Origin of the sequence: Nitratireductor sp. B36 (assembly GCF_020833685.1) — a bacterium.
GTDB lineage: Bacteria > Pseudomonadota > Alphaproteobacteria > Rhizobiales > Rhizobiaceae > Nitratireductor.
Genome location: NZ_JACKZY010000002.1, coordinates 1,015,593 through 1,039,864 on the forward strand (window position 1 = coordinate 1,015,593; position 24,272 = coordinate 1,039,864).

Genomic DNA, 24,272 nt, shown 5'->3' on the forward strand with positions numbered 1-24,272 from the left:
CTACTCTCAGCCGGAGCCTCATACGCAAACCAGAGGAACCTCGTACTCCGACACTATGCCCAAAATGAGCCAAGCGTATCGTAATGGGACAAGGCTCTGTTGAAAACACGCAATCGGCTCGATGTGTAAAAGTTTAAACATAAGGTTAACGACGTTTATGGTGAAACAGTCACTTTGCAGCAATCCCATTAACCCGTTGTCCATCCGGCATTAATAGGGTGTGAAGATTGACGTAGAGGAAGCCGGAGATGAATGGTCAGGTTGTTTCAGAGGGGCTTTTCGACGAGCGAGGCGCAGGCACGGGTCCAACCCCGTTCGATCTCGCACATTTGGCCCGTCAAACCATGGGGGATCCGGCTCTGGCGCTCGAAGTTCTTGGCATGTTTCAAACCCAGACCGGGGGCATGCGCGAACGTATGCTCTCGTCCGACCTTCAATCGAGACGCGAGATGGCCCATGCGCTTGTCGGCTCAGCGCGTGGGGTAGGGGCGCAGGCAATTGCTGCCTGTGCTGCGGTCATCGAAAAGAAACCTGACGATGATGACAGCATAAGGCAACTCGCGAAATTGATCACGGAAGCCAATGATTTCATTTCGAAATTGCGGTGATTTTCCTCTCCACTGGAAGACACGGATTGCCTTTCAGGTCCAAAAACCATAAGTGAAGCGCTGAAGTTGAGCGTGAGCGCCCCAGGGGCGGCTGCGCCCATATTATTGCCGCACAATCCGCGACCATTTCACCAAAAGCCGAGTGACCGCATGCCGAAGATCACCTATATCGTCCCCGATGGAACGCGCTTCGATGTCGATGCCGCCAATGGGTCCACGGTCATGGAAAACGCAATTCGCAATGCTGTACCGGGCATCGAGGCGGAATGTGGCGGGGCCTGCGCCTGTGCCACTTGCCACGTATATGTGGACGAAGAGTGGGCTGGCACAGTCGGCCAACCTGAGGCAATGGAAGAGGATATGCTGGACTTCGCCTACGAGGTTCAGCCGACTTCGCGTCTGTCTTGTCAGATCATTGTGCGCGATGAACTGGACGGTTTGATCGTTCGCATTCCCGAGCGACAAGCCTGAAGAGACAAGTTTTGCATGCGGCGCAACTGACCATGCGCCTCAACCGGGGTTCCGCCCTTTTTCAAGCTGCTCCAGGCGGTAGTTTAGCAGGCGCATCAACCGCCATTCGAAGTTGCCGCTTTCGATACGGTCGAATCGCACCTGTGCGGCATCGTGCTCATCAAGTTTCTTCTGTGCCACGCGCTCCGCGCGCGCCTGAAGTGTCTTGCAATCGGAATGGGGCGCGAGTTTTCCAATTTCGCTTTCAATGCTGCGCGCGTAGCGTTTGGCAATGCCCAGATGGCTCTCTTCATGGCGTTTGATGTCCTTAGAGAGCGTGTCCCAGATGAGAGCGGTTTCCGGGCCTGCGGTCTTGCGGTTGCGCCAGCGTGGCAGGAATACGCGCGCATCAACTGAAACCTTGACATCCGCAATGCGGCAGCGGCGCTTTTCCTCCTCATAGGTGATCTTGGTCTTGAACTCCATGCGCGTCGCGCCGGGGTGGCGCTGCCCGGTGCTTTGCACATGAGGGCCGCGCGAGCGAAGCTGTTGTTCTATTTCGCTCAGCGTGTTTCCACCGATCGAGAAATAACTGTAGGTACGGGAAATGTCGGCGCTTGTGGCGGAACTCGTGGCGAGGGCCAGCAGGGCGAAGGTCAGCGTGATGTGTTTCATATTGTCTCCCAAAAACACCCTGCGACCTGAGACGCACGATGACAAGCCTGACCTGAATGGTTTCCGACGCGTTCCATAGAACACATTGCGGTTGATTTTGGCGGCAATGAGCCGCAAAAACGCCTCACAGTGATCCGGAGGCTCAAAGCCCTATGACTTTTCCTGTCTGGCGACTTGCGCATGGGCGCGACCTTGTTCTCGGACCAGATGCCATCATTATGGGCATTTTGAACGTCACACCGGACAGTTTTTCCGATGGGGGCGCTTTTGTCAGTCTCGATTCCGCGCTTCGCCAAGCCGACACGTTGATCGGCGAGGGAGCTCACATCATCGATATCGGCGGGGAATCGACCCGGCCGGGTGGTATTCCGGTGACAGCAATGGAAGAGCAGGATCGGATTTTACCGGTGTTCGAAGCGCTTGCCGGTCGTGATGATGTCTTACTCTCCGTAGATACTTACCGGGCTGAGACGGCCCGGCTTGCGGTCGCTGCAGGCGCACATATCGTCAATGATGTCTGGGGGCTTCAGCGCGAACCGGACATTGCGGCTGTTGCTGCGAAAACCGGAGCAGGGCTTGCCATCATGCACACGGGACGCGAGCGGGAGAAGCTTCCCGATGTGATCGCCGATCAGTTCTCGTTTCTGCGTCGCTCTCTTGAGATCGCTCGTCAGGCAGGCGTGAGCGATGATCAGATCATGCTGGATCCGGGTTTTGGTTTTGCCAAGGACACGGCAGAGAACATCGAAATCATGGCCCGTTTTGAAGAACTGAGGGGGCTTGCCTTCCCTCTTCTTGTCGGTACATCGCGCAAGCGTTTCGTTGGGGCGGTCACCGGCCGGGAAAATGCGGAGGCGCGGGACGCGGGAACGGCTGCGACCAGTGCGCTGCTGAGAATGAAAGGCGCGGCCGTTTTTCGTGTGCACAATGTCGCAATCAACAGGGACTGCCTGAGAGTTGCGGATGCTATTCTTGCAGCTCAGAGATAGGCCGGTGAGGCGATGATGTATGTTATCCGGATGAAGAATTGTGCTTTCTTCGCACGCCATGGCGTGCATGACGAAGAGGAGCGCCTGGGGCAGCGTTTTTATGTGGACGCGGAGCTCACCGTAGAGCCCGGGCGGGCTTTGAGCGACGATTCCCTTGAAGGGACAGTTGATTACGGCGCAGCCTTCAAGGTCATCGAAGAGATCATTTCCGGCAAACGCCGCTTTCTGATCGAGGCATTGGCACTTGAGGTGGCAAAGGCGCTGGCGTCCCGCTTTCCACAGATCGCGCGATCTGAAATCACGATACGCAAGCCCAATGCACCCGTTCCAGGAGTGCTGGACTATGTCGAGGTTTCACTGGCCTGGCCCCAATAAGATGCAGGATGTCTTTCTGGGGTTGGGTGGTAATGTCGGCGATCCACGTCGTGCAATGCAGATGGTCTTATCCACGTTGGATGCGAGGGATGACACTGAAGTTCGTTCGGTTTCCTCGCTTTACCGGACGCCGCCCTGGGGCAAGCTTGATCAGCCTGATTTCCTCAACGCTGTTGCCTGGGTGCGCACCAATCTTGCTCCGCACCCGCTCCTCGAACAGTGCCTGACGATTGAACGTGCTCTCAAGCGTGTGCGTCAGGAACGTTGGGGGCCGCGCCCCATTGACGTGGACATATTGATTTACGGGGATTTGGTGGTGGATGAAGCGGGGCTGACGATACCACATCCGCGCATGGCCGAGCGCGCGTTTGTCCTGGCTCCGCTGGCCGAGATCGCGCCGGCGCAGGAGATCGCCGGAAGGTCGATCAAGACGCTTCTGGAACCGCTTGATCAAAGCGGTATGGAACGGATCACACCGGACGGATCCTGGTGGCGTATCAATGAAGACAAGAAAAGCGACTGATAGCCGCTTTTCTATCCAGAGAACCTGGAAACATTATCGGGTTAGCGCGCTGGAGGGACCGGCTGCTACTGCCGAGCGATGGCTTCGATGCCGCCGGAATCCGTGCGCTTCAGCTTCATTCCGATGACAGGAACCATGTCGTCGTTCACCTGTACAGAAATGGTGATGTGCATGGTGTTCTTGTCACTGATGCGCGCGCGCATGGCACCGCTCAGTGATGAACGGTGAAGTGCGAAAACCACGTCATTCCCAATGACTTTGCCCCCGGTAACATCGAGGCCTTTTCCAGCCGCGCCGTCAAGGAATGTGCCACGGTAGCCGCCCTTTTCGCGGACCACGCTGGCTTTCATGGGCTGCGTGAAAACCCCAACCCGGCAACTTCCGTCCAGTGCCATGCCAATGTTCTTTTCGGGCGTGCCGCCGTCGAAGTTGCAGACGAATTTCGTGCCCTTGTATTTCCCGGCGACAATCTCACCCGGCCCCGACCAGCTTCCTTCGACTGACTGGAAAAAACGCCTCTCGCTTTCCGAGGCTTCCGCCGAGCCGGCCAGTCCGGACATCGGGGCAGCGGCAGCGGCCAGAAGGGCAAGCTTGAGCGCGAATTTCAGCATGAGCTAAAGAACCAAGTCTGGTTGAAACGAAATCTGACGGAAATCCTGCCGCAGATTGGTTAAGGCTTTGTCTACCATATCGCGGCGATTCGGTGCAGCCGCCGTTCGCATCAAACCCTGGTTCCCGGACATCATAATTGGCGGGTGTGTCTTTTGAGACTCACCTGACTGGCTCGCGGGCACAGAAGAGTCGCTCCGCCTAAGCGCTGTCTTTGCCCGCATTCTTGGTGGCGGCGAAACTCGTTAACGCTTTCAGAAAATCTCCTACGCCAGGCCTGGGAACGCTGTTGAAGGGAAGCGGCCGGGCTGCTTCCATGGCGGCAATGCCGATGCGCGCCGTCATCATGCCATTGACCACGCCTTCGCCGAGTTTGGCAGAGAGGCGCGCAGCCAATCCGTGGCCGACGACTTGCTGCACAAGCGTTTCACCTGCGGCCATGGAACCGGTGATGGCAAGATGTGTGAGAATGCTGCGCACGAGGCGCATAAAACCGAGGAACCCGGGACGCGCGCCATAGAGGTCGGCGATGCGCCTTGTCAGCCGTGCAGCCTCGAAGAGTACATAGACAATATCCACCAACGCCCTTGGGGATACGGCAGTCACCACCGAAACACGCTTGGCGGCGTTCAGAACCTGGATGCGGGCCATCGTATCGAGAGGGGCAAGAAGTTCCTTTTCGGCAACCGCAAGCAGGTCCGCCCCATCGATCACCTCATCTTTCAAACTCTCGAGCGTTCTGCGGCCGGCAGCCGTCTCGGGCTTGTGCGCGAGCAGGCCCACAAGATGCTCCACGGTTTTTCGCGCCTCTCTGGTGTCGTTCCCAAGGATTGCCTCCATCGCATCCCGGCGGAGCGTCTCAATGGAAGCGAGCCGCAGGATGCCGAGCACCTCCCGTACGATGATTGCCACCAATGCTATCAGCGCGATGGCCGCCACGCCCAGCGCCAGCCAACCCAGCCAGTCGGCTCGGCTGAAAAGATCGCGGATCAAACGGTCGGTCCACAGGCCAATCGCCAGTGAAATGAGAATTCCGAAGGCTGCAAAAAATACACGCCCGAGCAGGGATCGGCGGCGAGGGGGGACCGGTGGCGGATCATAGAATGCAGGATCCGGATTGGCGAAAAAATCATCGCTCTCTGCGACCACCACTCCGGCCTCGCCGGGTTCGATTGACCGCGGTTTCCGTTTCGCCGCCGGTTTGTCGGCACTGGCGGATTTTGGTGGATCCATACGAAATGAAGCGGGCGCTCTCTTCATGCGAGGTGGTCTCCGACGAGGAACTGAAGAGCCCGGTCGAGCCTGATATGGGGTAGGGACAGGGTAATGCCTTCCGCGGTGCGTTCCAGTCGCGGAGGGCGAAAGCGCACAAAGCGGAGCGTTTCTTCCGCAAAGGGATCGCCACCGTCCTTACCCGGTTTGGGCTGTTGAAAGATCAAGCCGGGCTTTTCAGGCAGGTCACCCGGAAAGATCGCCGTTTCCGTATCGCCATCGAAGATGTCACCCGCGATGGTTTCGCCCTTGAGAGGTGTCCCGATAATGACAGGCAAGGTTTCCTTGCCTTGCCTCACCGTTCCTTCGCGTGTGGCCCGCACGGCGGCCATGGCGAGGACATCCACCGCGGCGCCCGAGAAATCGGCCCTGGCAATGGCCCGGTCGGCGAGCCTTCTTACAATTGCCTGCAACCGGTCATGGCTCTCGTGATGAATGTGATCGGCCTTGGTGGCCGCCACGAGTATCCGGTCGATGCGATGGGAAAACAGGCTGGTCAGAATATTTCCCCGCCCCTGTCGAAAACAGGACAGAATTTCGGTCAAAGCCTGCTCGAGGTCGGTAACTGCCTCGGTACCAGCGTTCATGGCCTGCATCGCGTCGATCAGTACGATCTGACGGTCGAGCCGGGCGATATGCTCCCGAAAGAACGGGCGAATGACATGTGTCTTGTACGCCTCATAACGCCGCTCCATCATGGCATGCAGTGAGCCGGGCTGTGCCTTTGTGCCGGGTTGGACGTTGAGAGGAGCAAATGTCAGGGCTGGAGAACCTTCAAGCTCGCCAGGCATCAAGAACCGGCCGGGCGGCAGTGTCGAAAGAGCCCTTTGATCAGATTTGCACGCACGCAGATAGGAGGAGAAAGCCTCGAAGAGCTTGCGAGCAGTCATTTCGTCGGCTGGTTGGCCAGGGTCGCAATCGTGGGTCTGATCACGCCACTCCTTTGAGAGATCGGCGCGTCCCGGTAGGGCTGACAACTCCAATGCTTCACGGCTGAAGGTCTCGAAATCCTTTAGGAGAAGTGGAAGGTCGAGCAGCCATTCTCCCGGATAATCAACGATATCGAAGGATAGTTTTCCGCGAGACAACAACCGATTCCAGGCCGACGCGGATTCGAACTCGACGGTCAGGCGGAGTTCGGAGATGGCGCGGGTCGATTCAGGCCAAATGCGACTTTCCACCAGCGCGGCGATATGGTCTTCGTACTGGAAACGGGGCACCGCATCATCGGGCTGATGCTCCAGGTAAGCTTTGGATATCCGGCCCGAATTTTGTGCGTCGAAGAGGGGCAGGCGCCCTCCATGCAGCAGATTGTGCACGAACGCGGTGATGAACACGGTTTTGCCCGCGCGTGACAGCCCTGTCACGCCGATTCTGAGTGATGGCGACATGAGACCGGCGGCACGTCCGGCCAGTGTGTCGAAAGCGATCCGTGCTTCGTCGGTGTAAGTGGTCAATGAAGCCAAGTGGCGAAATCCTCAAAAATCGCAAGACCTTGCATATAGGAAACCGACGCTGCGATAGAAGAGCGCTTTCTCAGCGACCCGGTTTCAGGAAGGTTTCCAGCCGCCCGCCATTGCGTCTCAGATCAGCCAGAGGACCCTCGAAGCTGATGACGGCGAGACCGCATGTGGGGAAGCCCGAGCCCGCCGCTTGAAACGCTTGCTGGTCGCTTTCGCTCGGCAGTTCAAACGCAAGATCCTCCATCATCGGATTGTGTCCCACCACCAACAATGTATCGGCGGCGGGCGCTTCTCGCACGGCCTGGAGGTAATCCGCCGCGTCGGAGTTGTATAATTCCCGCACCATGTCGGTTTTGGGAGGCTGATCGAAAAGTGTGGAAGCGAGGTGCTCAAGGGTCTCGACAGCGCGCCTGGCCGGTGAGCAAAGGACCAAATCGGGAATCAATCCACTGGAACGCATGCGCTGACCGAGTTTTCGGGCGTCATTTTGCCCTGATTGGGTTAGGCCTCGGTCATAATCTGACACGCCAGGCGCGCCCCAACCGGCCTTTGCGTGACGAAGCAAAAGAAGCCGAGACATCAGAAAAATCCGGAAAAAAATGAAGAAAACCTGTCTGAACGCCTCTGAAATAAGCGAAAAATGCGCGGTTTCTCTATCATCTTACCCTCGTCAAAAACCTTTTGCGGCGCTTTCGGGAGTTTATACGCTTCGCGCGTCTGAGGTAGGAGATATCCACTTTTTCCGCTGCAATTAACAAAAGCGTGAAGCAGGTGGCCTTTGTGCTTGTGGTTGTGGGGGTGCGTGAATATATAGGCGCGGGCGTCACAATATCTCAGGGTGACTCGATGAATGAGCTCAGCAATGCCGAATACGTGCCCACCGAGGACGAGCCCTTCATGAATGAGCGCCAACGTTCATATTTCCGTGCGAAATTGCTGCGTTGGAAGAGCGATATTCTGAAAGAGGCGCGTGAGACCCTCGAGGCACTGCAACAGGAAAGTGCAAACCACCCGGACCTCGCTGATCGAGCGTCGTCCGAAACCGATCGCGCAATCGAACTGCGCGCGCGTGACCGTCAGCGGAAGCTGATCTCCAAAATCGATGCTGCACTCCAGCGGATCGAGGAGGGGACTTACGGGTATTGCGAAGAGACGGGTGAACCCATCTCGCTGAAACGTCTCGATGCACGCCCTATCGCAACCTTGTCGATCGAGGCTCAGGAACGTCATGAACGACGTGAGAAAGTCTATCGCGACGATTAATCTTATTACAGGCTTGGACGGAAGTTTGTCTTGTTTGTACGCGCCACCCCCCGGGTTGGCGCTTTTTTTCTTGCCCTGAGCGTACTCGAGAATGGTCGAACGCCAATTGTTAGTGCTTCTGCTCCGACAGTTCTTCCAGCAGCTTGCTCATCTCATCCTCAAGGGTGTGATCGCTGCTCTTGCTTGGAGCGCTGGACCGTTCGGTCCGCGATACGTCCAGATCCACCACAGGGGCCTCACGGGTGTGCGCTGCTTCCGCTTCGTCCGCTTCTTGCAGGTTTTCAATGCGCTGCTCAATTTCCGGCTCCCGTTTTGGGACGGATGGCGACACGGCAGCCAGTGATGCAGTTGACGTCGAAGCCACGGTGGGGCGCGAAGAGATCGGTGTGACCGAATCACGGACAGGCTGCATCGCCTCTGTCGGGTAGCGGCGCGGGGCGGACGTCGGGGCTGGTGCCGGGCGGCTCGCGATCTGGATCTCAGGGTTTGGCGTTGCGGGTCGGCGCTCCGGTAGCGGCGTTCCCCGTTCTTCCGAACGAGGCAGGGGGCGGGGTTCATCTCGCCCATTGTCCGGTTCTTCGACGTTCTCGATTTCCCTGTCCCTCGGCGAAGGCCGCCCTTGGCTGCCGGGAAGTTTGCGTTCAGCCTGCTCCGGATGTGCGCGCCCGATATTGGTTTCAACGACCAGGTCCGTCGGGCCGCCGATGAGAATGAGGTGCTCCACCTCATCACGACGAACCAGAACAAGACGTCGATTGTTGTCCACAGGAGTGGCGTCCATCACGGCCAGACGCGGCTGCTTACCGCGGGAGCTCGAAATAAAGGTCCCGGTCGTAAAACGACGATTGACCCGTACAAAGACGAGCAGAACAATCGCGACGGCAACGAGAATGATCGTCCAGAAGGCCGCGGTCGCGTACGCCTCTCCAAATATTCCCACAAGCCAATCGCGCATTCGTTCACTCCAGTCTCAATTTGATCTGCCAAAATATGCGTCTCGCAGGTGAGCGGCAACCCATGGAAGCCATGCCACCTGAAAGCACCGTGGTTTTCAGCAGCAAAATTCGCGCAAAGGATGGCGATTTGCGGTTCGATTACACGTGTACGCTTGCAGATGCCGGGAGCCCTGATATATCCCGATGAGGCTGGGTTCGCGTGGAACCCGGCAGGAATTGGGCGCGACAGACGGGAAACGCATGGCCAAGCAGACCGGGGGAGAAATCCACGCAGCACCGATCGTCGACCAGAGTTCTCGACCTGGTGCCATTACGCGCCTGATCATCTTCATTGTCATTCTCACGCTTTCCGCGGTTGCTTTTTCTGTTTTCCGCGAACGTCTCGGGGATCCGTTTCTGCTCGGTCTTCTTGGCGTTTTGGCGATGATTGGCGTGGGGTTTCTGTTCGCGACAGCGATCGGTTTCGTGCAGGTCGCCCCGCGTTCGGCAGGAAGTGAGCTCTCCAGGGCTTTTGTCGATTCCATGGAGGAGGGCCTCGTGGTTGCGGACGCCAAGGGCCGCATCCTTTACGCCAACAATGCTTATGCACAAATGACGGGCGCCACATCGGTGGCAGATGTCAAAACGGTCGATGCGCTGCTGGCAGATAATCCGGAAGCCGCACCGGTGGTCGAAAAACTTTCAGCGGGTCTGCGTGACGGACGCGCGGGCGATGGAGAATTTCGCCTCGCGCGCTCGATCCGTCCCGGCGGTGCCTTGGGCGCGCGCTGGTACAGAACGTGGGCGCGTATTTTCAAGCTGCCGGGCTATCGCCAGCCGGTCTCGGCTTGGCAAATTGCGGATATTTCGGAAGAACGCGCGGAACAGGAACGCTTTTTCCTGGATCTGCAGAAGGCCATTGACCATCTGGACCATGCACCAGCCGGTTTTTTTGCAGCCGATCCGGACGGGCGTGTCACCTATATCAATGCGACCCTGGCAGAATGGCTTGGCATCGACCTTGCCAATTTTGTGCCGGGCGCGGTCCGCTTGCCCCAAATCGTTGCGGGTGATGGCATGGCGTTGATAAACGCGGTGAAGGCCGACCCAGGGACGGCGCGCAATGCGGTGATCGACCTTGACTTGTCGACCGTGGGTGGCGAGGTGCTGCCTGTCCGGTTCATGCATCGAGTGACAGCCAGCCGCGAGGGAACGCCAGGGGCGACCCGCACGATTGTTCTGAACCGCCAACTGGGTGAAGACGCTTCTGCGGACCTTCGTGCCTCCGAAGTGCGTTTCACCCGCTTCTTTAACTCCACACCGATGGCGATCGCATCCGTGGATCATGAAGGGCGAATTCTGCGAACGAATGCGCCGTTCCTCTCGCTTTTCTCGCGTGTCGTCGACAGTGATGCGGTTGAACGCCATATCAAGCTCGATACCGTCATCCACGAAAACGATCGCGAGGCATTTGCAGCAGCGCTCGAAAGGGCGAAGCAGCGCCAGGCAGAAATCGCGCCAATCGATACCATGCTGCCCGATGACGCTGAACGGCATGTGCGTTTCTACGTCAATCCTGTGGTCGATCACGAAGGAGGCGAGGGGGCTGAGGAAGCCGCAATTGTCTATGCGGTTGAAACCACGGAGCAGAAGGCGCTTGAGGCGCAGATGGCGCAGAGTCAGAAAATGCAGGCCGTGGGGCAACTCGCCGGTGGCATCGCCCACGACTTTAACAACGTGTTGACGGCCATCATCATGGCCTCGGACCTGTTGCTGACCAATCACCGTCCATCCGATCCGTCCTTTCCGGACATCATGAACATCAAGCAGAACGCCAATCGCGCAGCCTCGCTCGTGCGGCAACTTCTTGCGTTCTCTCGCCGGCAGACCCTGCGTCCGGAGGTGCTCAATCTAACGGATGTGCTTGCGGATCTGAGAATGTTGCTTGCCCGCCTTGTCGGCAGCGAAATCTCCCTCTCCATTGAACATGGCCGAGACCTCTGGCCGGTAAAGGCAGATATCGGTCAGTTTGAGCAGGTGGTGGTCAATTTGACGGTCAATGCACGCGATGCCATGCCCGAAGGCGGCAAGCTGGCAGTCAGGACCCGCAATATTTCGGCTGAAGAATGTGCTCAATTCCCGTATCGCGAGATGGTGGCCGCCGACTATGTGGCAGTTGAGGTCAGCGACACGGGTACCGGCATCGATCCCGATACTATCAAGAAGATTTTCGAGCCCTTCTTCACCACCAAAGAGGTGGGCAAGGGAACCGGGCTCGGCCTTTCCATGGTCTATGGCATTGTGAAACAGACCGGCGGTTATATCTTCTGCGATTCTGAACTGGGTGAAGGCACCACATTCCGGATTTTCCTGCCACGACACATTCCAAGCGAAGCTGAAAAATCGGCCGAAGAAGCTGCTGCGCGGGGGAATGACGCAGCGAAGGCGAAAGAGGAGAAACGCGATCTTTCCGGCTCCGCGCGCGTGCTGCTCGTGGAGGATGAGGATGCTGTGCGCATGGGTAGCGTGCGCGCTCTTTCCTCACGAGGTTACGAGGTGCATGAGGCGAGTTCGGGCATTGAGGCGCTTGAGATATTCGAGGAACTGGACGGTAAGATCGATATCGTCGTTTCCGACGTGGTGATGCCTGAAATGGACGGCCCGACGCTGCTCGGTGAACTGCGCAAGGCGCAACCCGACATCAAGTTCATCTTTGTGTCTGGTTATGCAGAGGATGCATTCGCCAAGAACTTGCCAGAGGATGCGCAGTTCGGCTTCCTGCCCAAGCCTTTCTCTCTGAAACAGCTTGCGACTGTCGTGAAGGAAATGCTCGAGGAAACCTGAGACCCCAAAGGCCGCAATAGCGGCCTTTGGGGGGGCAGGCTGGATGGCGTCTCAGACTGAGACTTTGCGACTGACACGGTTTTGCGCACCGAACAGCTCGATGTAGCGTTCGATCTCAGCAGGATCGCCTGTCGCTTTTTCCGGATTATCAGACAGCTTGACCGCCGGTCTGCCGTTGGCCTTGCTGACTTTGCAAACAACCGAAATCGCCTTAAGGCCGTTCACTTCGGTCGGCGCGCAATTCTCGAAATCATTGGTGAGATTTGTGCCCCAACCGAATGCCATGCGCACATTCCCTTCGAAGTGCCGGTAGGTGTTCTCGATCGTGTCCACGTCCAGACCGTCCGAAAAGATCAGCAGTTTATCGCGAGGATCTTTTCCGTGCTTGCGCCAGAATTCCATGATGCGTTCTCCACCCTCGATGGGGGGAGCGCTGTCGGGGCGGAAGCCCGTCCAGTCTGCCACCCATGGTGGCGCGTTGCGCAGAAACGTCTCAGTGCCGAACGCATCGGGAAGCACGATCAGCAGATTGCCACCGTAGTAGCTCTGCCAGTCTTCGAGCACCCGGTAAGGAGCCCGCAGCAACTCTTCGTCGGTTTTGGCCAAGGCGGCCAGCACCATCGGCAACTCGTGCGCGTTGGTGCCAAGTGCTTCAAGATCCGTGTCCATGGCGAGGAGGACATTGGATGTGCCTGTGAATGAATCTCCGATGCCCTCTTTGAGTGCTTCCACACACCAGCGCTGCCAGAGGAAGGAGTGCCGACGCCTTGTGCCGAAATCGGATATCTTCAGTTCGGGTAGCGTTTTTAGACGCTCGACCTTCGACCACACCTTGGCCTTGGCGCGCGCGTAGAGCACGTCAAGCGCGAAGGGGCCGAGTGAGCGCATGGCAGCCCGCGACCGCAACTCGTTGATAATGGCCAGGGCAGGGATTTCCCACATGGTGGTTTCCATCCATTTGCCGTGGAAATGCAGCTCGTATTGACCGCCACGACGGGTGAGTTCGTATTCGGGTAACCGGAAATCCGCGAGCCAGTTGAGGAATTCGGGCTGAAAGATCTGCTTGCGACCGTAGAACGTGTTGCCGGCGAGCCAGATCATTTCCTTTTTTGTGAACCGGATTGCACGGGCGTGATCCAATTGTTCGCGCAGTTCTCCTTCATCGATCTCGTCTGCCAGAAGAACAGTTTTGTTTCGATTGATGAGGGAAAAGGTTGCATCCACATTGGGATACAGACCCCAGATCATCTGCAGCATCAGCAGCTTGTAGAAATCCGTGTCGAGAAGGCTGCGACAGATAGGGTCCAACTTCCAGGCGTGGTTGTAGACGCGACGCGCGATATCGGTTTTCGGCATGGGATGCGTTTCCTGAGTGTGTCATTCACCGGTTCGCGGCGTTTGATCGGCAGACCACACCGGCAGACCGGAATTGTCAACGACCGCCGGCGCCAAACTTGTCTCAATTGGCCGCGATCTCTGGGGGAATATCTTCTGTCATCGCCATTCTTCAGCTTTGAGGCAATTGCGATTTGGATGGTTAAAGCTTCGTTAATGGATGCGGCGGAGACTGTTTGCGGGAGGAGTCTCGAGGAGATGAGTATGATCTACTCTGGCTTTTCCAAACGACGTCTGGCTTGTTGTGGTGTTTTTCTATTGGGGCTTTTGACGTCATTCTGGACCGTAGCCGTCGCGCACGAAGCGCAGAGCGGGTGGCGGTATCCCTACGCTTGTTGTTCTGATCAGGACTGTCAGCAGGTCTCCGACGCAGCCATCGAGGAGGGACCTGAGGGCTACGTGGTCAAGGTCACCGGCGAAGTTCTGCCTTACACGGATAAACGGGTGCGGAACTCACCTGACGGCGTGTTTCACTGGTGCTCCGTGGCAGGCAAGAAGGATGGGCGGACCATCTGCCTGTTCGTGCCGCCGCGCAGCTTCTGATGGATCGTGGGACCCGCCGTGCAGCGCGGAACCTCAAAGCGGGATGTTGTCGTGCTTCTTCCAGGGATTTTTGAGATCCTTGTTGCGCAGCATCCGTAAGGCCCGCGCAATGCGCATCCGGGTGGAATGAGGCATGATCACCTCGTCCACATAGCCGCGCTCGGCTGCCACGAAGGGAGAAAGAAAGCGGTCCTCGTACATTTTTGTGTGGGCTGCGATCTTTTCTGGATCATCGATATCCTTGCGGAAAATGATTTCCACCGCACCTTTGGCGCCCATCACGGCAATCTGGGCGGAGGGCCAGGCGTAGTTGATGTCGCCGCGAAGATGCTTCGAGGCCATGACGTCGTAGGCTCCACCGAACGCCTTGCGCGTGATGAGGGTGATTTTGGGCACGGTTGCTTCGGCGTAGGCAAAAAGCAGTTTTGCGCCGTGCTTTATAAGACCACCATATTCCTGGGCGGTGCCGGGCAGAAAACCGGGAACGTCCACATAGGTGACGATCGGAATATTGAAGCAATCACAGAACCGGACGAAGCGGGCGGCCTTTCTGGAAGCGTCTGAATCCAGAACGCCCGCCAAAACCATGGGTTGGTTGGCCACGAACCCAACGGTTCGCCCTTCGACACGACCAAACCCCGTGACGATGTTTTTGGCGAAGGACGCCTGGATTTCAAAGAAATCCGCTTCATCGCAGGTCTTCAGGATCAGTTCGCGAATGTCGTAGGGCTTGTTGGCATTGTCCGGGACGAGCCGGTCAAGAGAATAGTCGGGGTCGGACACTGACTGGAAACATTCGAGCTCCGGTAGTTCGCCTGTGTTCGAGGTGGGCAGAAAGTCGATAAGGCGACGCATCTGCAGAAGGGCTTCAACGTCGTTGTCATAGGCACCGTCGGCAATGGACGATTTGACGGTATGAACGGATGCGCCGCCGAGCTCTTCTGCTGTCACGGTTTCGTTGGTCACGGTCTTGACCACGTCCGGACCGGTGACAAACATGTATGATGTGTCGCGGACCATGAAGATAAAGTCGGTCATGGCGGGGGAATAGACATCGCCGCCCGCGCAGGGCCCCATGATCACGGATATCTGGGGAATGACGCCGGAGGCGAGGACGTTGCGTTGAAAAATTTCAGCGTAGCCGCCGAGCGCTGCCACCCCCTCCTGAATGCGCGCACCACCCGCGTCGTAAAATCCGATGATGGGCGCACGGTTCTTGAGCGCCATCTCCTGCACCTTCACCACCTTTTCCGCATGCGCCTCGGAAAGAGAGCCGCCGAAAACGGTAAAATCCTTGGCGAAGACAAAGACCGTGCGGCCATTGACCGTCCCCCAGCCTGTCACAACACCATCGCCGGATATGCGCGTTTTCTCCATACCGAAATCGGTGGATCGGTGTTCGACGAACATGTCGAATTCTTCGAAAGACCCTTCGTCCAGAAAGATCTCGATGCGCTCTCGCGCCGTCAACTTTCCTTTGGCGTGCTGGGCATCAATGCGCCGCTGGCCACCCCCCTCGCGCGCGGCGGCGCGACGGCGTTCCAACTCGAGAAGAACCTCTTTCATGCTTGTCTCCCCCCAAAGGCGATCAATCAACGGCTCCAATGCTGTTAGCATGGTGTCAACGACGCGGAAATACGCCGTGCATCTCATATGACGCACGGCGCGTTTGCAGAATTTACCAGCTTCCGGTGTTTTCCATGGAGGCCCACGGCTCGGCCGGTTCCTTCGCGCCACCCTTTTGAAGAAGCTCGATGGAGATCCCATCCGGGGAACGAACAAAAGCCATACGACCGTCGCGAGGGGGGCGGTTTATGGTGATACCTGCCTTCATCAACCGGTCGCAGAGAGCGTAAATGTCATCAACCTCATAGGCGAGGTGTCCGAAATTGCGGCCGCCGTCATACTTTTCCGGGTCCCAGTTATATGTGAGCTCGACAAGCGGCGCCTGTTCCTCTTTGGCGCGGTCTTGATCCGCAGGCGCGGCAAGGAAAACCAGAGTGTAGCGTCCTTTTTCATTCTCCGAGCGGCGAACTTCGGTCAAGCCGAGCTTGTTACAATAGAAATCGAGCGATTCATCAATGTCTTTTACACGGACCATGGTGTGCAGATAACGCATCTTGTCTCTCGCTTGCTGGTTTACGTATACGGTACGGGGTGTCTACCCGTTCTATTCGGCAATGTTGCACGTTAACCGGTTGTGCCATTTCGCCGAAATCTCTCAAATCCGGCTGATTTCACCTGCTGTTGAAAATCAGAAACTGGGTCTTGCTATGCCACAAAGCGCCAATGCTATCTTTGAAACACACAGTGAGTCGGGCGGACTTGAGAAAAGGCTTGATGGGATGGACGACAAGTCCTCGACAACCAAGAGGTACGAGGCTGGCGACAAGGCGCCCAAGGCGGATGACGCTGCGGAAGCCGGGGAACTGGTAGAAATCTCTGGCGCCATTAAATGGTTCGACGTGGCGAAAGGCTATGGCTTTATCCTCCCTGACGATGAAGAGCATGGTGATGTGCTACTTCACGTAACCTGCCTGCGCAAGGATGGGTTCCAAACTGCGCTGGAGGGGGCCAGGATTGAGTGTCTTGCCCGCCAGGGCGATAAAGGCCTGCAAGCCTTCAAGGTGGTCTCTATCGACCTTTCGACCGCGATTCATCCGAGCGAGGACCAGGCACCGCGCACCCATGTTTCGGTGGTTGCGGAAAGCGGCTTGGAGCGAGCGCTCGTCAAATGGTTCAACCGCACCAAAGGCTTTGGTTTCCTGACCCGGGGTGAGGGCACCGAGGATATCTTTGTCCACATGGAGACACTGCGCCGCTACGGGCTAACGGAGTTGCGGCCTGGGCAAGTGGTGATTGTGCGCTTCGGTCGCGGCGAAAAGGGCCTCATGGTTGCCGAAATTTATCCGGATAATGGCACACCTCCTCCCACGCATTAGCGCTTGTAACCTGCGCCCCGGAGAGTGCTGAGAATGCCGAGTTTCCTTTCACGCCTGCCATTTTGCATCCGTTCGTTCGGTCTTATGGCGATGTTTCTGCTGATCGCGATCAACACCGGTTTTGCTCAGACCTCTGCAATGCGCTTGCCAGTAGACCCTGACCCTTTGGTGGTTTTGACATCGGCTGGGGAAGTCGCTTTCAATATCGAGATTGCCGATGAGCCGGCGGAGCGTCAGCGAGGCTTGATGTTCCGTCAGTCCATGCCAGTCGATCGAGGCATGCTCTTCATCTTCCCGGCGGAAAGCAGACAGGGGTTCTGGATGCAGAACACACCGCTGGCGCTTGATCTTCTTTTCGTAAGCGCGGATGGAGAGGTTCGGGCAATCGCACCGGGGACGCCATTCTCGACGGCATCGATTTCGCCGAATGTCGAATCCCAATTCGTGCTTGAACTGCTGGCCGGAACCGCGCAGAAGATGGGTATCGAGGTCGGTGATCGTCTGCGTCATCCGCGGATTGAGGCTGCCGGCGCACAATAGTCAGCAACGGCGTTTTCCAGAACATGCAATCTTTCAACCATGACGGGTGCGACCTCTCCTTCATTGATGAGGGGCAAGGTGTTCCTATTCTTCTGATACACGGTTTTGCTTCCACACATTATGTGAACTGGGTGGCCCCCGGCTGGGTGAAAACTCTGCGTGATGCCGGCTTCCGCGTGATCGCACTGGACAACCGCGGCCACGGGCGCTCGACCAAAAGCCATGATAAGAAGGATTACACGCCGCAAAAAATGGCCAGCGATGCAGCGGCACTGCTTGATCATCTAGGCATCGCGAAGGCCCATGTTATGGGCTACTCGATGGGAGCGCGCATCTCCGCATTCTTGGCTCTGGCCCACCCGGAAAAGGTCGCCACCTTGATCCTCGGGGGACTAGGGTTGGGTATGATCGAGGGGGTCGGCGAGTGGGATGAGATCGCGGAGGCGCTGTTGGCGAGCGATCCAGAGACCATTCTGTCGGAACGTGGACAGATGTTCCGCAAATTCGCTGATCAGACGAAGAGTGACAGAAAGGCGCTGGCTGCCTGTATTGCAACGTCGCGCACGCTTTTAACTGCACAGGATGCAGGCAGGATTACAGCGCCGACGCTCGTTGCGGTGGGGACCCGCGATGACATCGCCGGCTCGCCCGAAGGCCTGGCGGATCTGTTGCCCAATGGCGCCGCGTTTGCCATTGAGAGAAGGGATCATATGCTGGCAGTCGGCGATCGAACATTTAAGGCTCGCGTGCTGGCATTTTTGGAGGAGCACCCTCTTGATCGAACCTGAAGCGATTTCATTTGTCGGCGCAGAAGACAATCGCCTGACCGGCGACATCTGGGACGGTGGCGGCCAGCCTGTCGTTTTTCTCCACGGTGGCGGGCAGACCCGTCGCGCATGGGATGCCACTGCGCGGGATGTGGCCAGCCGTGGAATGCGCGCAATAGCTGTCGATCAGCGCGGTCACGGCGAAAGCGCCTGGGTGGAAAGCGGGCATTATGGCTTTCACCATTACGGCGCGGACGCAGCGGCAATTTTTCGCCAGGTTCAAGAGCGTTTTCATACCCGGCCGGCAGCCGTTGGCGCATCGCTTGGAGGACTTGCTTCGCTGACGGCTGAAATGCGCGAAGGCCCGCTGCTGGATGCACTGGTTCTGGTCGATATCACGCCGCGACTTGATCCGGCGGGCGTGAACAAAATTCAGGGTTTCATGGGCGAGCGGATGGAAGAGGGGTTCGCGTCTCTCGAAGAAGCGGCTGACGCCATAGCGGCCTATCTTCCACATCGCGCGCCCCGCCGATCACTGGAGGGCTTACGCAAGAATCTGCGACAGGATGAAGATGGCCGCTATCGTTGGCACTGGGATCCAGCCTTTATCAAAGGGGCGGCAAACATCAATTCCGGCGCGGAAGCGTTGATGCAGGAACTTATTGCGGGTTTGCCGCGACTACATCTGCCTGTTCTTCTGGTCCGTGGGATGCGTTCCGAGTTGGTGCAGGAAGCACATGCCCGGGAATTTGTGACGCTTGCTCCAGCAGCATCCTATGTGGATGTCGGCGGAGCCGGGCACATGGTTGCAGGCGACCGAAATGACGTGTTTGCGACCGAAATTTTGAAGTTTCTGGGCCGAGACAAGGCAGCCTGAACGCTTACCGACCCCGAAAGCGCGCAGGGCGGCGCTCGCGGAATGCCGCACGACCCTCCGCATAATCAGCGCTTTCGAAGGTGATGTCACCCAGCTCCTGGGCGCGCGAGATATCCTCGGAGCGGCATGTGAGTGCCGCGGTGATGGACGCTTTGGATGCATGGATGGATAAGGGGGCGTTGACGGCGAGCATCGCTGCGATGGCATCAGCTCTGCTCACCAGAACGTCGGTTGGAACGATCTCGAGGATAAAGCCGCAGTCTCTTGCCCGGGCCGCATCGATTCGGGCGCCGGTGAATGTGAGATAGCGGGCCATTTGTGCGCCAGTGGTTGCTACAATATCTCCCATAGCCTCGACCGGATAGGCGAGGCCGAGGCGCGCTGCGGGGATTGCAAAGAGCGCATCGGGTGTTGAAATGCGCAGATCGCACGCGGCTGCCAAACCGAAGCCGCCTCCAAAACAGACACCGGAAATTGCAGCAATGGTGGGCAGGCGTGTGTTGCGGATGGTGGCGAATGCCTTCGCATTCAGACGTTCATAGACTCGCGCCGTTTCGGCGTTCCGCCGCACGGTATCGAACTCTGCAATGTCGGCGCCTGCGCAAAAATTATCGCCTGCGCCCCGCAATATGACGGCGCGGACGGTTTCATCAGCCTCAAGATCTTCAATAGCCTTGATCAGATCGTGCCACATCGCCTGAGAAACCGCATTCATCTTTCCCGGGCGCGAGAGGAGAATTGTGGCGACACCGTTTGCGCAGGAAACGCGCAAGGCTGGCTCAGTGGATTGCGCAGGCACGGTCATACATCAATTTTCCTGTATCTATGCTCACGGATTTTTGCGGTTCAACTACCTTGGCTTCTGACGTATGTTGGCGTGCAAGGCAAGCTTGTGCCTTTGTGAGTTTTCTGGCGGAGGTGCCAGGTGAAAGCCGCACCAATGTGGGAAATGATGAAATGGAGCGTCCTTCACAGGTTGGGAGAGACGTGTGTTGCTCCGGATGGAGAAATCCAATGAACGCACACAATGCAATTCGCCAACGCAGTTCCGGGAAAAGCACACCGCAGCCCGTCGATCCGATCTGGTATGCCGTGCGCGAGGAGGCAGAGGCTGCCGTCGCCAATGATCCGCTTCTCGCAGCGTTTCTTTATGCGACGATCCTCAACCATGACGATCTTGAAAACGCGGTCATACACAGGGTGGCAGAGCGGCTCGACCATCCGGATATGGGTGCGGACCTCATCCGTCAGACCTTCCATGCCATGCTGGGTTCACAGCCTGAATGGCGAACAGCTGTGCGCGTCGATATTCAGGCGTATTATGATCGGGATCCGGCCTGCGACCGTTTTCTGATGCCGGTGTTATACTTCAAGGGGTTTCACGCGATCCAGACACACCGTTTGGCGCATTGGCTCTGGAATGAAGGGCGCCGGGATTTCGCCCTCTACCTGCAAAGCCGTTCCTCCGCAGTTTTTCAGACCGACATTAATCCGGCAGCCCGCATGGGCAAGGGGATCTTCATTGATCATGCGACGGGAATCGTGATCGGCGAGACAGCTGTGGTTGAGGACGACGTTTCTCTGTTGCATGGTGTGACACTCGGCGGCACCGGCAAGGAAACGGGTGACCGGCATCCGAAAATTCGGCGTGGTGTTCTGATCGGTGCCGGTGCGAAAATCCTCGGCAATATCGAAGTTGGTCATTGTGCTCGGGTGGCCGCGGGATCGGTCGTGCTGAACGACGTGCCCCCCGCGAAGACGGTTGCAGGCGTTCCTGCGAGAGTGGTCGGCGAATCCGGCTGTAGCGAACCCTCTCGCTCCATGGATCAGATCGTGCACGGTGGAGCCTGAACAGCTTTCCGAAGCTACCAGAGAGACTTTTCTCCAGTGCGAAGACGCCGTGGTCGGTTGTGGCTTGCCTCTCCGAATGAGGAGGAAGCGGTTCACCCCCGGGGCTTTCCGACTGAAATTCCCGTTTCAGGGTTTACAGTGGCGGCGGGCTCATGTCAGAAGCGCGCGACCGCAGCATTGCCGCCGGTCCGCCCCTCGGGTTAGATGGCGGTACTGCACGAAATTTGAAGCCGCGCATCAGAGCGTCTCACTCGATGTTCATAACTGCGTTGGGCAATGCACTGGAGATGTCTCTTGAATCCTGAGGAAATCAGAAAGCTGGAAGCGTATTTCAAACGCACCTTCAACAATCCCGCATTGAGCGTGAAGGCACGTCCTCGCAAGGACGATTCCTGTGAGCTCTATCTTGGCGACGAGTTTCTCGGGATCATCTTCAAGGATGAGGACGAGGGAGAACTGTCTTACAATTTCTCGATGGCCATTCTCGACATCGACTTGTGATATTCTCTAACGAGAAGAAGTCTTTATAGGCCTGCACACCCTGCTGTGCGGGCCTTTTTCTTGCGTGAGAGCATTCGGGAATGTCCGCTTTCAGTCGGGCGTGTTGAGGAGGCGAGACGCTTTCTGCCTTATCGCCCTGTCGAGAACCTGCCACTCGCTGAGCAGTGCGGCGGGAAAGCGATAGGTCAAGCTTAGGCGGTTGCCTATGTTGATATCCCGTTCGCAGGGTGCCAGGGCCTCTTTTGCGGCAGTGCCCGTCAAGCAGCGGGCCACGAAGGGTTGCTCGGCGTTGTCGGTCTCCGCGATTGCGAGCACTTCGCCCGCAAAACCCGACTCCTTCTTGAAGCGGTGGAAGCGGACATTGCTCGGGCCGGCAACAGAGCGGGCTTCGATGATTTGCCGATAGACCGGCTCCAACCGACTGCTCATGTCCCGAGACATGACCTGCTCTTCGAATGTGAGGAATATGATTTCGCGGGAGCCGTCGACATGATTGAACGCGTCCCGCCGCTCGGAGGCATATCCTTCGAGCTCGGGCCAGGAGAGATAAAGGTCAAGACGCAGCGTCACACCGTCCATGCGCGCGCTCTTAAAGCGTATGGCGTTTTCAGGGACTGTCAGCACGTTGTTTCGGATCACGATTTCGCGGAGCCGATCCGACGTGGTGTGTCCCGCATCGGATAGGGAAGCCCCATACCAGCGCCCGAAACCGAGAATTCCCAGAGACAGCACCAAAAGAAGCAGGCAAAACTGGAAAACGCGGAACGCAAAACGGTTTCTGCGTGCATCCAGCCCCGGGCGGGGATCTCCTGTGGTTTCGTCGGTCGACAGTATTGTGCCCTCACACATGCCTTTCGTACGGGAAAGAATCAGCATCAAGCTCGCGAACAAGAATGGAGCCTTGGATAGACATGGTAAAGAGAGTGTAAAATCAGGTTCAGGGATACCCTTAGGGTTGCAGGAGGGGTTTTGTCCGCTCACCGTATTCTGATTTGCGGTTGGATGTTGCACAGTGCGCGTTCATCGAACTGGAGTGAACTATGCCGATTTATGCATTGGCGGGCGAAAGCCCGATTTTCGAAGACAGGGAAACCAACTGGATCGCGCCGGATGCATCGGTCATCGGTCGGGTACGCCTTGGCCGCAACGCCGGCATCTGGTTCGGTGCGGTGCTGCGTGGCGACAACGAGCCCATCGAAATCGGCGAGAACACCAACATTCAGGAACATTCGGTGCTGCATACGGATATGGGGTTCCCGCTGACCATTGGGCGTGGCTGCACCATCGGCCACAGGGCGATATTGCATGGCTGCAGGATTGGCGAGAACAGTCTGATCGGCATGGGCGCTATCGTCCTCAACGGAGCCGAAATCGGCAAAAATTGCCTTGTAGGCGCGGGCGCTCTGGTGACGGAAAACAAGAAGATCCCCGACAATTCGCTTGTCGTTGGTTCGCCTGCGAAAGTGGTGAGAGAACTCGATGACGAGGCCATACGCAACCTCCAATGGTCATCGGCTCATTATGTTGAAAATGGAAAGCGCTTCCTGAAAGATCTGAAGCCGCTCTGATGTTCCGTGGAAAAAGGCGGAGCCGACCCATGGGGTGGGCCGGCTCCTGAACCCGGTCGTTGGGGACGGGGAGGTGGGGACTCGACCGGGTGTCCCAAAGCGGACCCGCCTGCGTGGAGGTCATAAATGCAGGAAGGTCCGTTGGATGTCAGCCTGTCATGGGCGCGCTCCGTCCATCGCGCCCACGATTATGAGATGTTTCAGCGGCTCGAAGCAACGCTGCCGACGGCGATGGAGCGCCCATCATTGATGGTGACCCATTTGCCGGAATGAGATGCCGACTGGCGTTTCAGATAGGTGTAGTCCGTATCCGTCCAGACGGAAACACGCGCCTCCAGATTGTCCAGTATATAGTCCCCCATGCTGGTGACGACCGTCAGAACAGCGTGACCATCGCCGTTGGGCTGACGCACAACTGTAATCAGAAGATTGCCGGCCGGAACACCCGCGCGAATGAGGCGCCGACGCTTCTCAAGGACATAGTCCTCGCAGTCGCCATAAGCCTGTGGGTAGGACCAGTACTCTTCAATACCCCACATTTCCATGTCTGTGCGCGGCATAACCGTCGAGTTGACCGCGTTGTTGACGTCGATCATGGTCTGCCAGAGCTTGCGCGTCAGTTTGACCGGCCGCGGACGCGCCGTGGTCTGGCGGCACTCTTCCGTCTCGCGCTGGCACAGTTCGTAATGTCCGATCGGCTGGCTGGTCAGTCCGCCAACTTTCATGAAATTGGGTGTGGCGAACGCGCTCGTGCTGAGCGCTCCGATCACCATTGATGCTGCGGCGATGAGCCGTGCGCCTTTTGAAAGCCCCATTGTCTTAACTCCCCGTTTGAGGAGACAATGACAGAGGGGAATTTATTCCAGGCAAAATTGCACAGTATAAATCGCGCTAAATGCGAATTGTATTTGGTTTTAATAAGAATAGATTTTGAGTTTTATTTGAGGAAAATTTGTCTAAAATTGTAGCGAATTCCACAATCATACCGAAGTGCCCGGGCTGTCACGGTTTTTGGCGTTGCCGATGCGGTGTTGAGGGGGGGGGCTGCACCTCGGCGCGGTGGCGAGGTTGTCGCGAGTGTGTACGAGCTGGCGCTTTGACCCGCCCGGGAACACTAGACCTGGTCGGTGCGAGTGAGCATGGAAGCGAGGCGGTGCCTCATTCGCGCCAGTGCGCCGTGATGGCATGTAGGTGCGCGCCAACGACGATATCGGAGTTGACCGCAGCCGTCGTGCTATGTGAGCTTGCAAGGCTCACTCACTTCATTTCAGGCCTGGAAGCC

General features: G+C 57.4%; 27 protein-coding genes. 15 read left to right on the forward strand and 12 right to left on the reverse strand.

Features of this window, described 5'->3' with window-relative positions:
* Window positions 1-248: 248 nt before the first annotated feature.
* Both H7H48_RS11365 and H7H48_RS11370 read left to right on the forward strand, forming a co-directional pair.
* Entirely contained in the window at window positions 249-608 is a 360-nt protein-coding gene (locus H7H48_RS11365) for an Hpt domain-containing protein (RefSeq protein ID WP_229449150.1), read from the forward strand.
* Between the two features lie 150 nt (window positions 609-758).
* Entirely contained in the window at window positions 759-1,079 is a 321-nt protein-coding gene (locus tag H7H48_RS11370; protein ID WP_229449151.1) for a 2Fe-2S iron-sulfur cluster-binding protein, read from the forward strand.
* Window positions 1,080-1,118: 39 nt separating this feature from the next.
* On the opposite strand, the gene H7H48_RS11375 is transcribed toward H7H48_RS11370, so the two are convergent.
* Complete coding sequence (locus tag H7H48_RS11375; protein ID WP_229449152.1) at window positions 1,119-1,733, reverse strand: DUF922 domain-containing Zn-dependent protease; 615 nt, start codon at window positions 1,731-1,733, stop codon at window positions 1,119-1,121.
* Between the two features lie 152 nt (window positions 1,734-1,885).
* Here H7H48_RS11375 and folP point away from each other — a divergent pair, with 152 nt between their 5' ends.
* Genes folP through folK form a run of 3 tightly spaced genes read left to right on the forward strand, consistent with a single transcriptional unit; the run spans window position 1,886 to window position 3,620 of the window.
* Window positions 1,886-2,722, forward strand: coding sequence for a dihydropteroate synthase (gene folP, locus H7H48_RS11380; RefSeq protein ID WP_229449153.1), 837 nt, complete (start codon window positions 1,886-1,888; stop codon window positions 2,720-2,722).
* Window positions 2,723-2,737: 15 nt separating this feature from the next.
* Entirely contained in the window at window positions 2,738-3,097 is a 360-nt protein-coding gene (folB, locus tag H7H48_RS11385; protein ID WP_229449254.1) for a dihydroneopterin aldolase, read from the forward strand.
* Window positions 3,066-3,620, forward strand: a complete 555-nt coding sequence (gene folK / locus H7H48_RS11390) for a 2-amino-4-hydroxy-6-hydroxymethyldihydropteridine diphosphokinase (protein WP_229449154.1) — start codon at window positions 3,066-3,068, stop codon at window positions 3,618-3,620. Before folB ends, folK begins: the two co-directional genes overlap by 32 nt.
* Before the next feature lie 65 nt (window positions 3,621-3,685).
* Here folK and H7H48_RS11395 read toward each other — a convergent pair whose 3' ends face one another.
* From H7H48_RS11395 to H7H48_RS11410, 4 genes are all read right to left on the reverse strand, one after another.
* Window positions 3,686-4,231: a hypothetical protein gene (locus H7H48_RS11395; protein WP_370633352.1), complete on the reverse strand. Its 546-nt coding sequence runs from the start codon at window positions 4,229-4,231 to the stop codon at window positions 3,686-3,688.
* 199 nt (window positions 4,232-4,430) lie between these two features.
* Complete coding sequence (locus H7H48_RS11400; RefSeq protein WP_229449155.1) at window positions 4,431-5,489, reverse strand: YcjF family protein; 1,059 nt, start codon at window positions 5,487-5,489, stop codon at window positions 4,431-4,433.
* A complete protein-coding gene (locus tag H7H48_RS11405; RefSeq protein WP_229449156.1) occupies window positions 5,486-6,967 on the reverse strand; it encodes a YcjX family protein in 1,482 nt (493 codons plus the stop codon). The genes H7H48_RS11400 and H7H48_RS11405 overlap by 4 nt, the downstream gene beginning before the upstream one ends.
* A gap of 70 nt (window positions 6,968-7,037) precedes the next feature.
* A complete protein-coding gene (locus H7H48_RS11410; RefSeq protein ID WP_229449157.1) occupies window positions 7,038-7,544 on the reverse strand; it encodes a histidine phosphatase family protein in 507 nt (168 codons plus the stop codon).
* Between the two features lie 266 nt (window positions 7,545-7,810).
* Here H7H48_RS11410 and dksA point away from each other — a divergent pair, with 266 nt between their 5' ends.
* The gene (gene dksA / locus H7H48_RS11415) at window positions 7,811-8,227 is read left to right on the forward strand and encodes an RNA polymerase-binding protein DksA (protein ID WP_223020818.1); all 417 of its coding nucleotides are present in this window, start codon (window positions 7,811-7,813) and stop codon (window positions 8,225-8,227) included.
* A 109-nt stretch (window positions 8,228-8,336) separates the two neighbouring features.
* Here the strand turns inward: dksA and H7H48_RS11420 are convergent, their stop codons facing one another.
* A complete protein-coding gene (locus H7H48_RS11420; RefSeq protein ID WP_229449158.1) occupies window positions 8,337-9,182 on the reverse strand; it encodes a flagellar biosynthetic protein FliO in 846 nt (281 codons plus the stop codon).
* Between the two features lie 241 nt (window positions 9,183-9,423).
* Between H7H48_RS11420 and cckA the strand changes: the two genes are divergently transcribed.
* A complete protein-coding gene (gene cckA, locus H7H48_RS11425; protein ID WP_229449159.1) occupies window positions 9,424-12,006 on the forward strand; it encodes a cell cycle histidine kinase CckA in 2,583 nt (860 codons plus the stop codon).
* 51 nt (window positions 12,007-12,057) lie between these two features.
* On the opposite strand, the gene pncB is transcribed toward cckA, so the two are convergent.
* Window positions 12,058-13,362, reverse strand: a complete 1,305-nt coding sequence (pncB, locus tag H7H48_RS11430; RefSeq protein ID WP_229449160.1) for a nicotinate phosphoribosyltransferase — start codon at window positions 13,360-13,362, stop codon at window positions 12,058-12,060.
* A 243-nt stretch (window positions 13,363-13,605) separates the two neighbouring features.
* Between pncB and H7H48_RS11435 the strand changes: the two genes are divergently transcribed.
* Window positions 13,606-13,944 (forward strand): hypothetical protein, encoded by a 339-nt coding sequence (locus H7H48_RS11435; RefSeq protein ID WP_229449256.1) that lies wholly within the window; start codon window positions 13,606-13,608, stop codon window positions 13,942-13,944.
* 33 nt (window positions 13,945-13,977) lie between these two features.
* On the opposite strand, the gene H7H48_RS11440 is transcribed toward H7H48_RS11435, so the two are convergent.
* Both H7H48_RS11440 and gloA read right to left on the reverse strand, forming a co-directional pair.
* Window positions 13,978-15,510 (reverse strand): acyl-CoA carboxylase subunit beta, encoded by a 1,533-nt coding sequence (locus tag H7H48_RS11440; RefSeq protein WP_229449161.1) that lies wholly within the window; start codon window positions 15,508-15,510, stop codon window positions 13,978-13,980.
* A gap of 112 nt (window positions 15,511-15,622) precedes the next feature.
* Window positions 15,623-16,063: a lactoylglutathione lyase gene (gene gloA / locus H7H48_RS11445; RefSeq protein ID WP_229449162.1), complete on the reverse strand. Its 441-nt coding sequence runs from the start codon at window positions 16,061-16,063 to the stop codon at window positions 15,623-15,625.
* Window positions 16,064-16,289: 226 nt separating this feature from the next.
* Between gloA and H7H48_RS11450 the strand changes: the two genes are divergently transcribed.
* The 4 genes from H7H48_RS11450 to H7H48_RS11465 are packed head-to-tail and all read left to right on the forward strand — an operon-like array spanning window position 16,290 to window position 19,070.
* A complete protein-coding gene (locus tag H7H48_RS11450; RefSeq protein WP_229449257.1) occupies window positions 16,290-16,886 on the forward strand; it encodes a cold-shock protein in 597 nt (198 codons plus the stop codon).
* 33 nt (window positions 16,887-16,919) lie between these two features.
* Window positions 16,920-17,426, forward strand: a complete 507-nt coding sequence (locus tag H7H48_RS11455) for a DUF192 domain-containing protein (protein ID WP_229449163.1) — start codon at window positions 16,920-16,922, stop codon at window positions 17,424-17,426.
* A gap of 23 nt (window positions 17,427-17,449) precedes the next feature.
* Window positions 17,450-18,214: an alpha/beta fold hydrolase gene (locus H7H48_RS11460; protein ID WP_229449164.1), complete on the forward strand. Its 765-nt coding sequence runs from the start codon at window positions 17,450-17,452 to the stop codon at window positions 18,212-18,214.
* Window positions 18,201-19,070, forward strand: coding sequence for an alpha/beta fold hydrolase (locus tag H7H48_RS11465; protein WP_229449165.1), 870 nt, complete (start codon window positions 18,201-18,203; stop codon window positions 19,068-19,070). Before H7H48_RS11460 ends, H7H48_RS11465 begins: the two co-directional genes overlap by 14 nt.
* 4 nt (window positions 19,071-19,074) lie before the next feature.
* Here the strand turns inward: H7H48_RS11465 and H7H48_RS11470 are convergent, their stop codons facing one another.
* On the reverse strand, window positions 19,075-19,875 hold the full coding sequence (locus H7H48_RS11470; RefSeq protein ID WP_229449166.1) for an enoyl-CoA hydratase/isomerase family protein: 801 nt from the start codon (window positions 19,873-19,875) through the stop codon (window positions 19,075-19,077).
* 209 nt (window positions 19,876-20,084) lie between these two features.
* Between H7H48_RS11470 and cysE the strand changes: the two genes are divergently transcribed.
* Both cysE and H7H48_RS11480 read left to right on the forward strand, forming a co-directional pair.
* Window positions 20,085-20,921 carry a serine O-acetyltransferase gene (gene cysE / locus H7H48_RS11475; RefSeq protein ID WP_229449167.1) on the forward strand — a complete coding sequence of 279 codons (837 nt, stop codon included), beginning with the start codon at window positions 20,085-20,087 and terminating at the stop codon, window positions 20,919-20,921.
* Window positions 20,922-21,215: 294 nt separating this feature from the next.
* Window positions 21,216-21,422 (forward strand): DUF3126 family protein, encoded by a 207-nt coding sequence (locus H7H48_RS11480; RefSeq protein ID WP_007008028.1) that lies wholly within the window; start codon window positions 21,216-21,218, stop codon window positions 21,420-21,422.
* A 90-nt stretch (window positions 21,423-21,512) separates the two neighbouring features.
* On the opposite strand, the gene H7H48_RS11485 is transcribed toward H7H48_RS11480, so the two are convergent.
* Window positions 21,513-22,298 (reverse strand): hypothetical protein, encoded by a 786-nt coding sequence (locus tag H7H48_RS11485; RefSeq protein ID WP_229449168.1) that lies wholly within the window; start codon window positions 22,296-22,298, stop codon window positions 21,513-21,515.
* Between the two features lie 164 nt (window positions 22,299-22,462).
* Between H7H48_RS11485 and H7H48_RS11490 the strand changes: the two genes are divergently transcribed.
* Complete coding sequence (locus H7H48_RS11490) at window positions 22,463-22,990, forward strand: gamma carbonic anhydrase family protein (RefSeq protein WP_229449169.1); 528 nt, start codon at window positions 22,463-22,465, stop codon at window positions 22,988-22,990.
* A gap of 200 nt (window positions 22,991-23,190) precedes the next feature.
* Here H7H48_RS11490 and H7H48_RS11495 read toward each other — a convergent pair whose 3' ends face one another.
* Window positions 23,191-23,805, reverse strand: a complete 615-nt coding sequence (locus H7H48_RS11495) for a transglutaminase-like cysteine peptidase (RefSeq protein ID WP_229449170.1) — start codon at window positions 23,803-23,805, stop codon at window positions 23,191-23,193.
* Between the last annotated feature and the right edge of the window lie 467 nt (window positions 23,806-24,272).

Excerpts from the sequence above, each read along its gene's own strand:
- H7H48_RS11365 (WP_229449150.1), top strand. The coding sequence starts at position 249 with ATGAATGGTCAGGTTGTTTCAGAGGGGCTTTTCGACGAGCGAGGCGCA.
- H7H48_RS11370 (WP_229449151.1), top strand. The coding sequence starts at position 759 with ATGCCGAAGATCACCTATATCGTCCCCGATGGAACGCGCTTCGATGTC.
- H7H48_RS11375 (WP_229449152.1), bottom strand. The coding sequence starts at position 1,733 with ATGAAACACATCACGCTGACCTTCGCCCTGCTGGCCCTCGCCACGAGT.
- folP (WP_229449153.1), top strand. The coding sequence starts at position 1,886 with ATGACTTTTCCTGTCTGGCGACTTGCGCATGGGCGCGACCTTGTTCTC.
- folB (WP_229449254.1), top strand. The coding sequence starts at position 2,738 with ATGTATGTTATCCGGATGAAGAATTGTGCTTTCTTCGCACGCCATGGC.
- folK (WP_229449154.1), top strand. The coding sequence starts at position 3,066 with ATGTCGAGGTTTCACTGGCCTGGCCCCAATAAGATGCAGGATGTCTTT.
- H7H48_RS11395 (WP_370633352.1), bottom strand. The coding sequence starts at position 4,231 with ATGCTGAAATTCGCGCTCAAGCTTGCCCTTCTGGCCGCTGCCGCTGCC.
- H7H48_RS11400 (WP_229449155.1), bottom strand. The coding sequence starts at position 5,489 with ATGAAGAGAGCGCCCGCTTCATTTCGTATGGATCCACCAAAATCCGCC.
- H7H48_RS11410 (WP_229449157.1), bottom strand. The coding sequence starts at position 7,544 with ATGTCTCGGCTTCTTTTGCTTCGTCACGCAAAGGCCGGTTGGGGCGCG.
- dksA (WP_223020818.1), top strand. The coding sequence starts at position 7,811 with ATGAATGAGCTCAGCAATGCCGAATACGTGCCCACCGAGGACGAGCCC.
- H7H48_RS11420 (WP_229449158.1), bottom strand. The coding sequence starts at position 9,182 with ATGCGCGATTGGCTTGTGGGAATATTTGGAGAGGCGTACGCGACCGCG.
- cckA (WP_229449159.1), top strand. The coding sequence starts at position 9,424 with ATGGCCAAGCAGACCGGGGGAGAAATCCACGCAGCACCGATCGTCGAC.
- pncB (WP_229449160.1), bottom strand. The coding sequence starts at position 13,362 with ATGCCGAAAACCGATATCGCGCGTCGCGTCTACAACCACGCCTGGAAG.
- H7H48_RS11435 (WP_229449256.1), top strand. The coding sequence starts at position 13,606 with ATGATCTACTCTGGCTTTTCCAAACGACGTCTGGCTTGTTGTGGTGTT.
- H7H48_RS11440 (WP_229449161.1), bottom strand. The coding sequence starts at position 15,510 with ATGAAAGAGGTTCTTCTCGAGTTGGAACGCCGTCGCGCCGCCGCGCGC.
- gloA (WP_229449162.1), bottom strand. The coding sequence starts at position 16,063 with ATGCGTTATCTGCACACCATGGTCCGTGTAAAAGACATTGATGAATCG.
- H7H48_RS11450 (WP_229449257.1), top strand. The coding sequence starts at position 16,290 with ATGGACGACAAGTCCTCGACAACCAAGAGGTACGAGGCTGGCGACAAG.
- H7H48_RS11455 (WP_229449163.1), top strand. The coding sequence starts at position 16,920 with ATGCCGAGTTTCCTTTCACGCCTGCCATTTTGCATCCGTTCGTTCGGT.
- H7H48_RS11460 (WP_229449164.1), top strand. The coding sequence starts at position 17,450 with ATGCAATCTTTCAACCATGACGGGTGCGACCTCTCCTTCATTGATGAG.
- H7H48_RS11470 (WP_229449166.1), bottom strand. The coding sequence starts at position 19,875 with ATGACCGTGCCTGCGCAATCCACTGAGCCAGCCTTGCGCGTTTCCTGC.
- cysE (WP_229449167.1), top strand. The coding sequence starts at position 20,085 with ATGAACGCACACAATGCAATTCGCCAACGCAGTTCCGGGAAAAGCACA.
- H7H48_RS11485 (WP_229449168.1), bottom strand. The coding sequence starts at position 22,298 with ATGCTGATTCTTTCCCGTACGAAAGGCATGTGTGAGGGCACAATACTG.
- H7H48_RS11490 (WP_229449169.1), top strand. The coding sequence starts at position 22,463 with ATGCCGATTTATGCATTGGCGGGCGAAAGCCCGATTTTCGAAGACAGG.
- H7H48_RS11495 (WP_229449170.1), bottom strand. The coding sequence starts at position 23,805 with ATGGGGCTTTCAAAAGGCGCACGGCTCATCGCCGCAGCATCAATGGTG.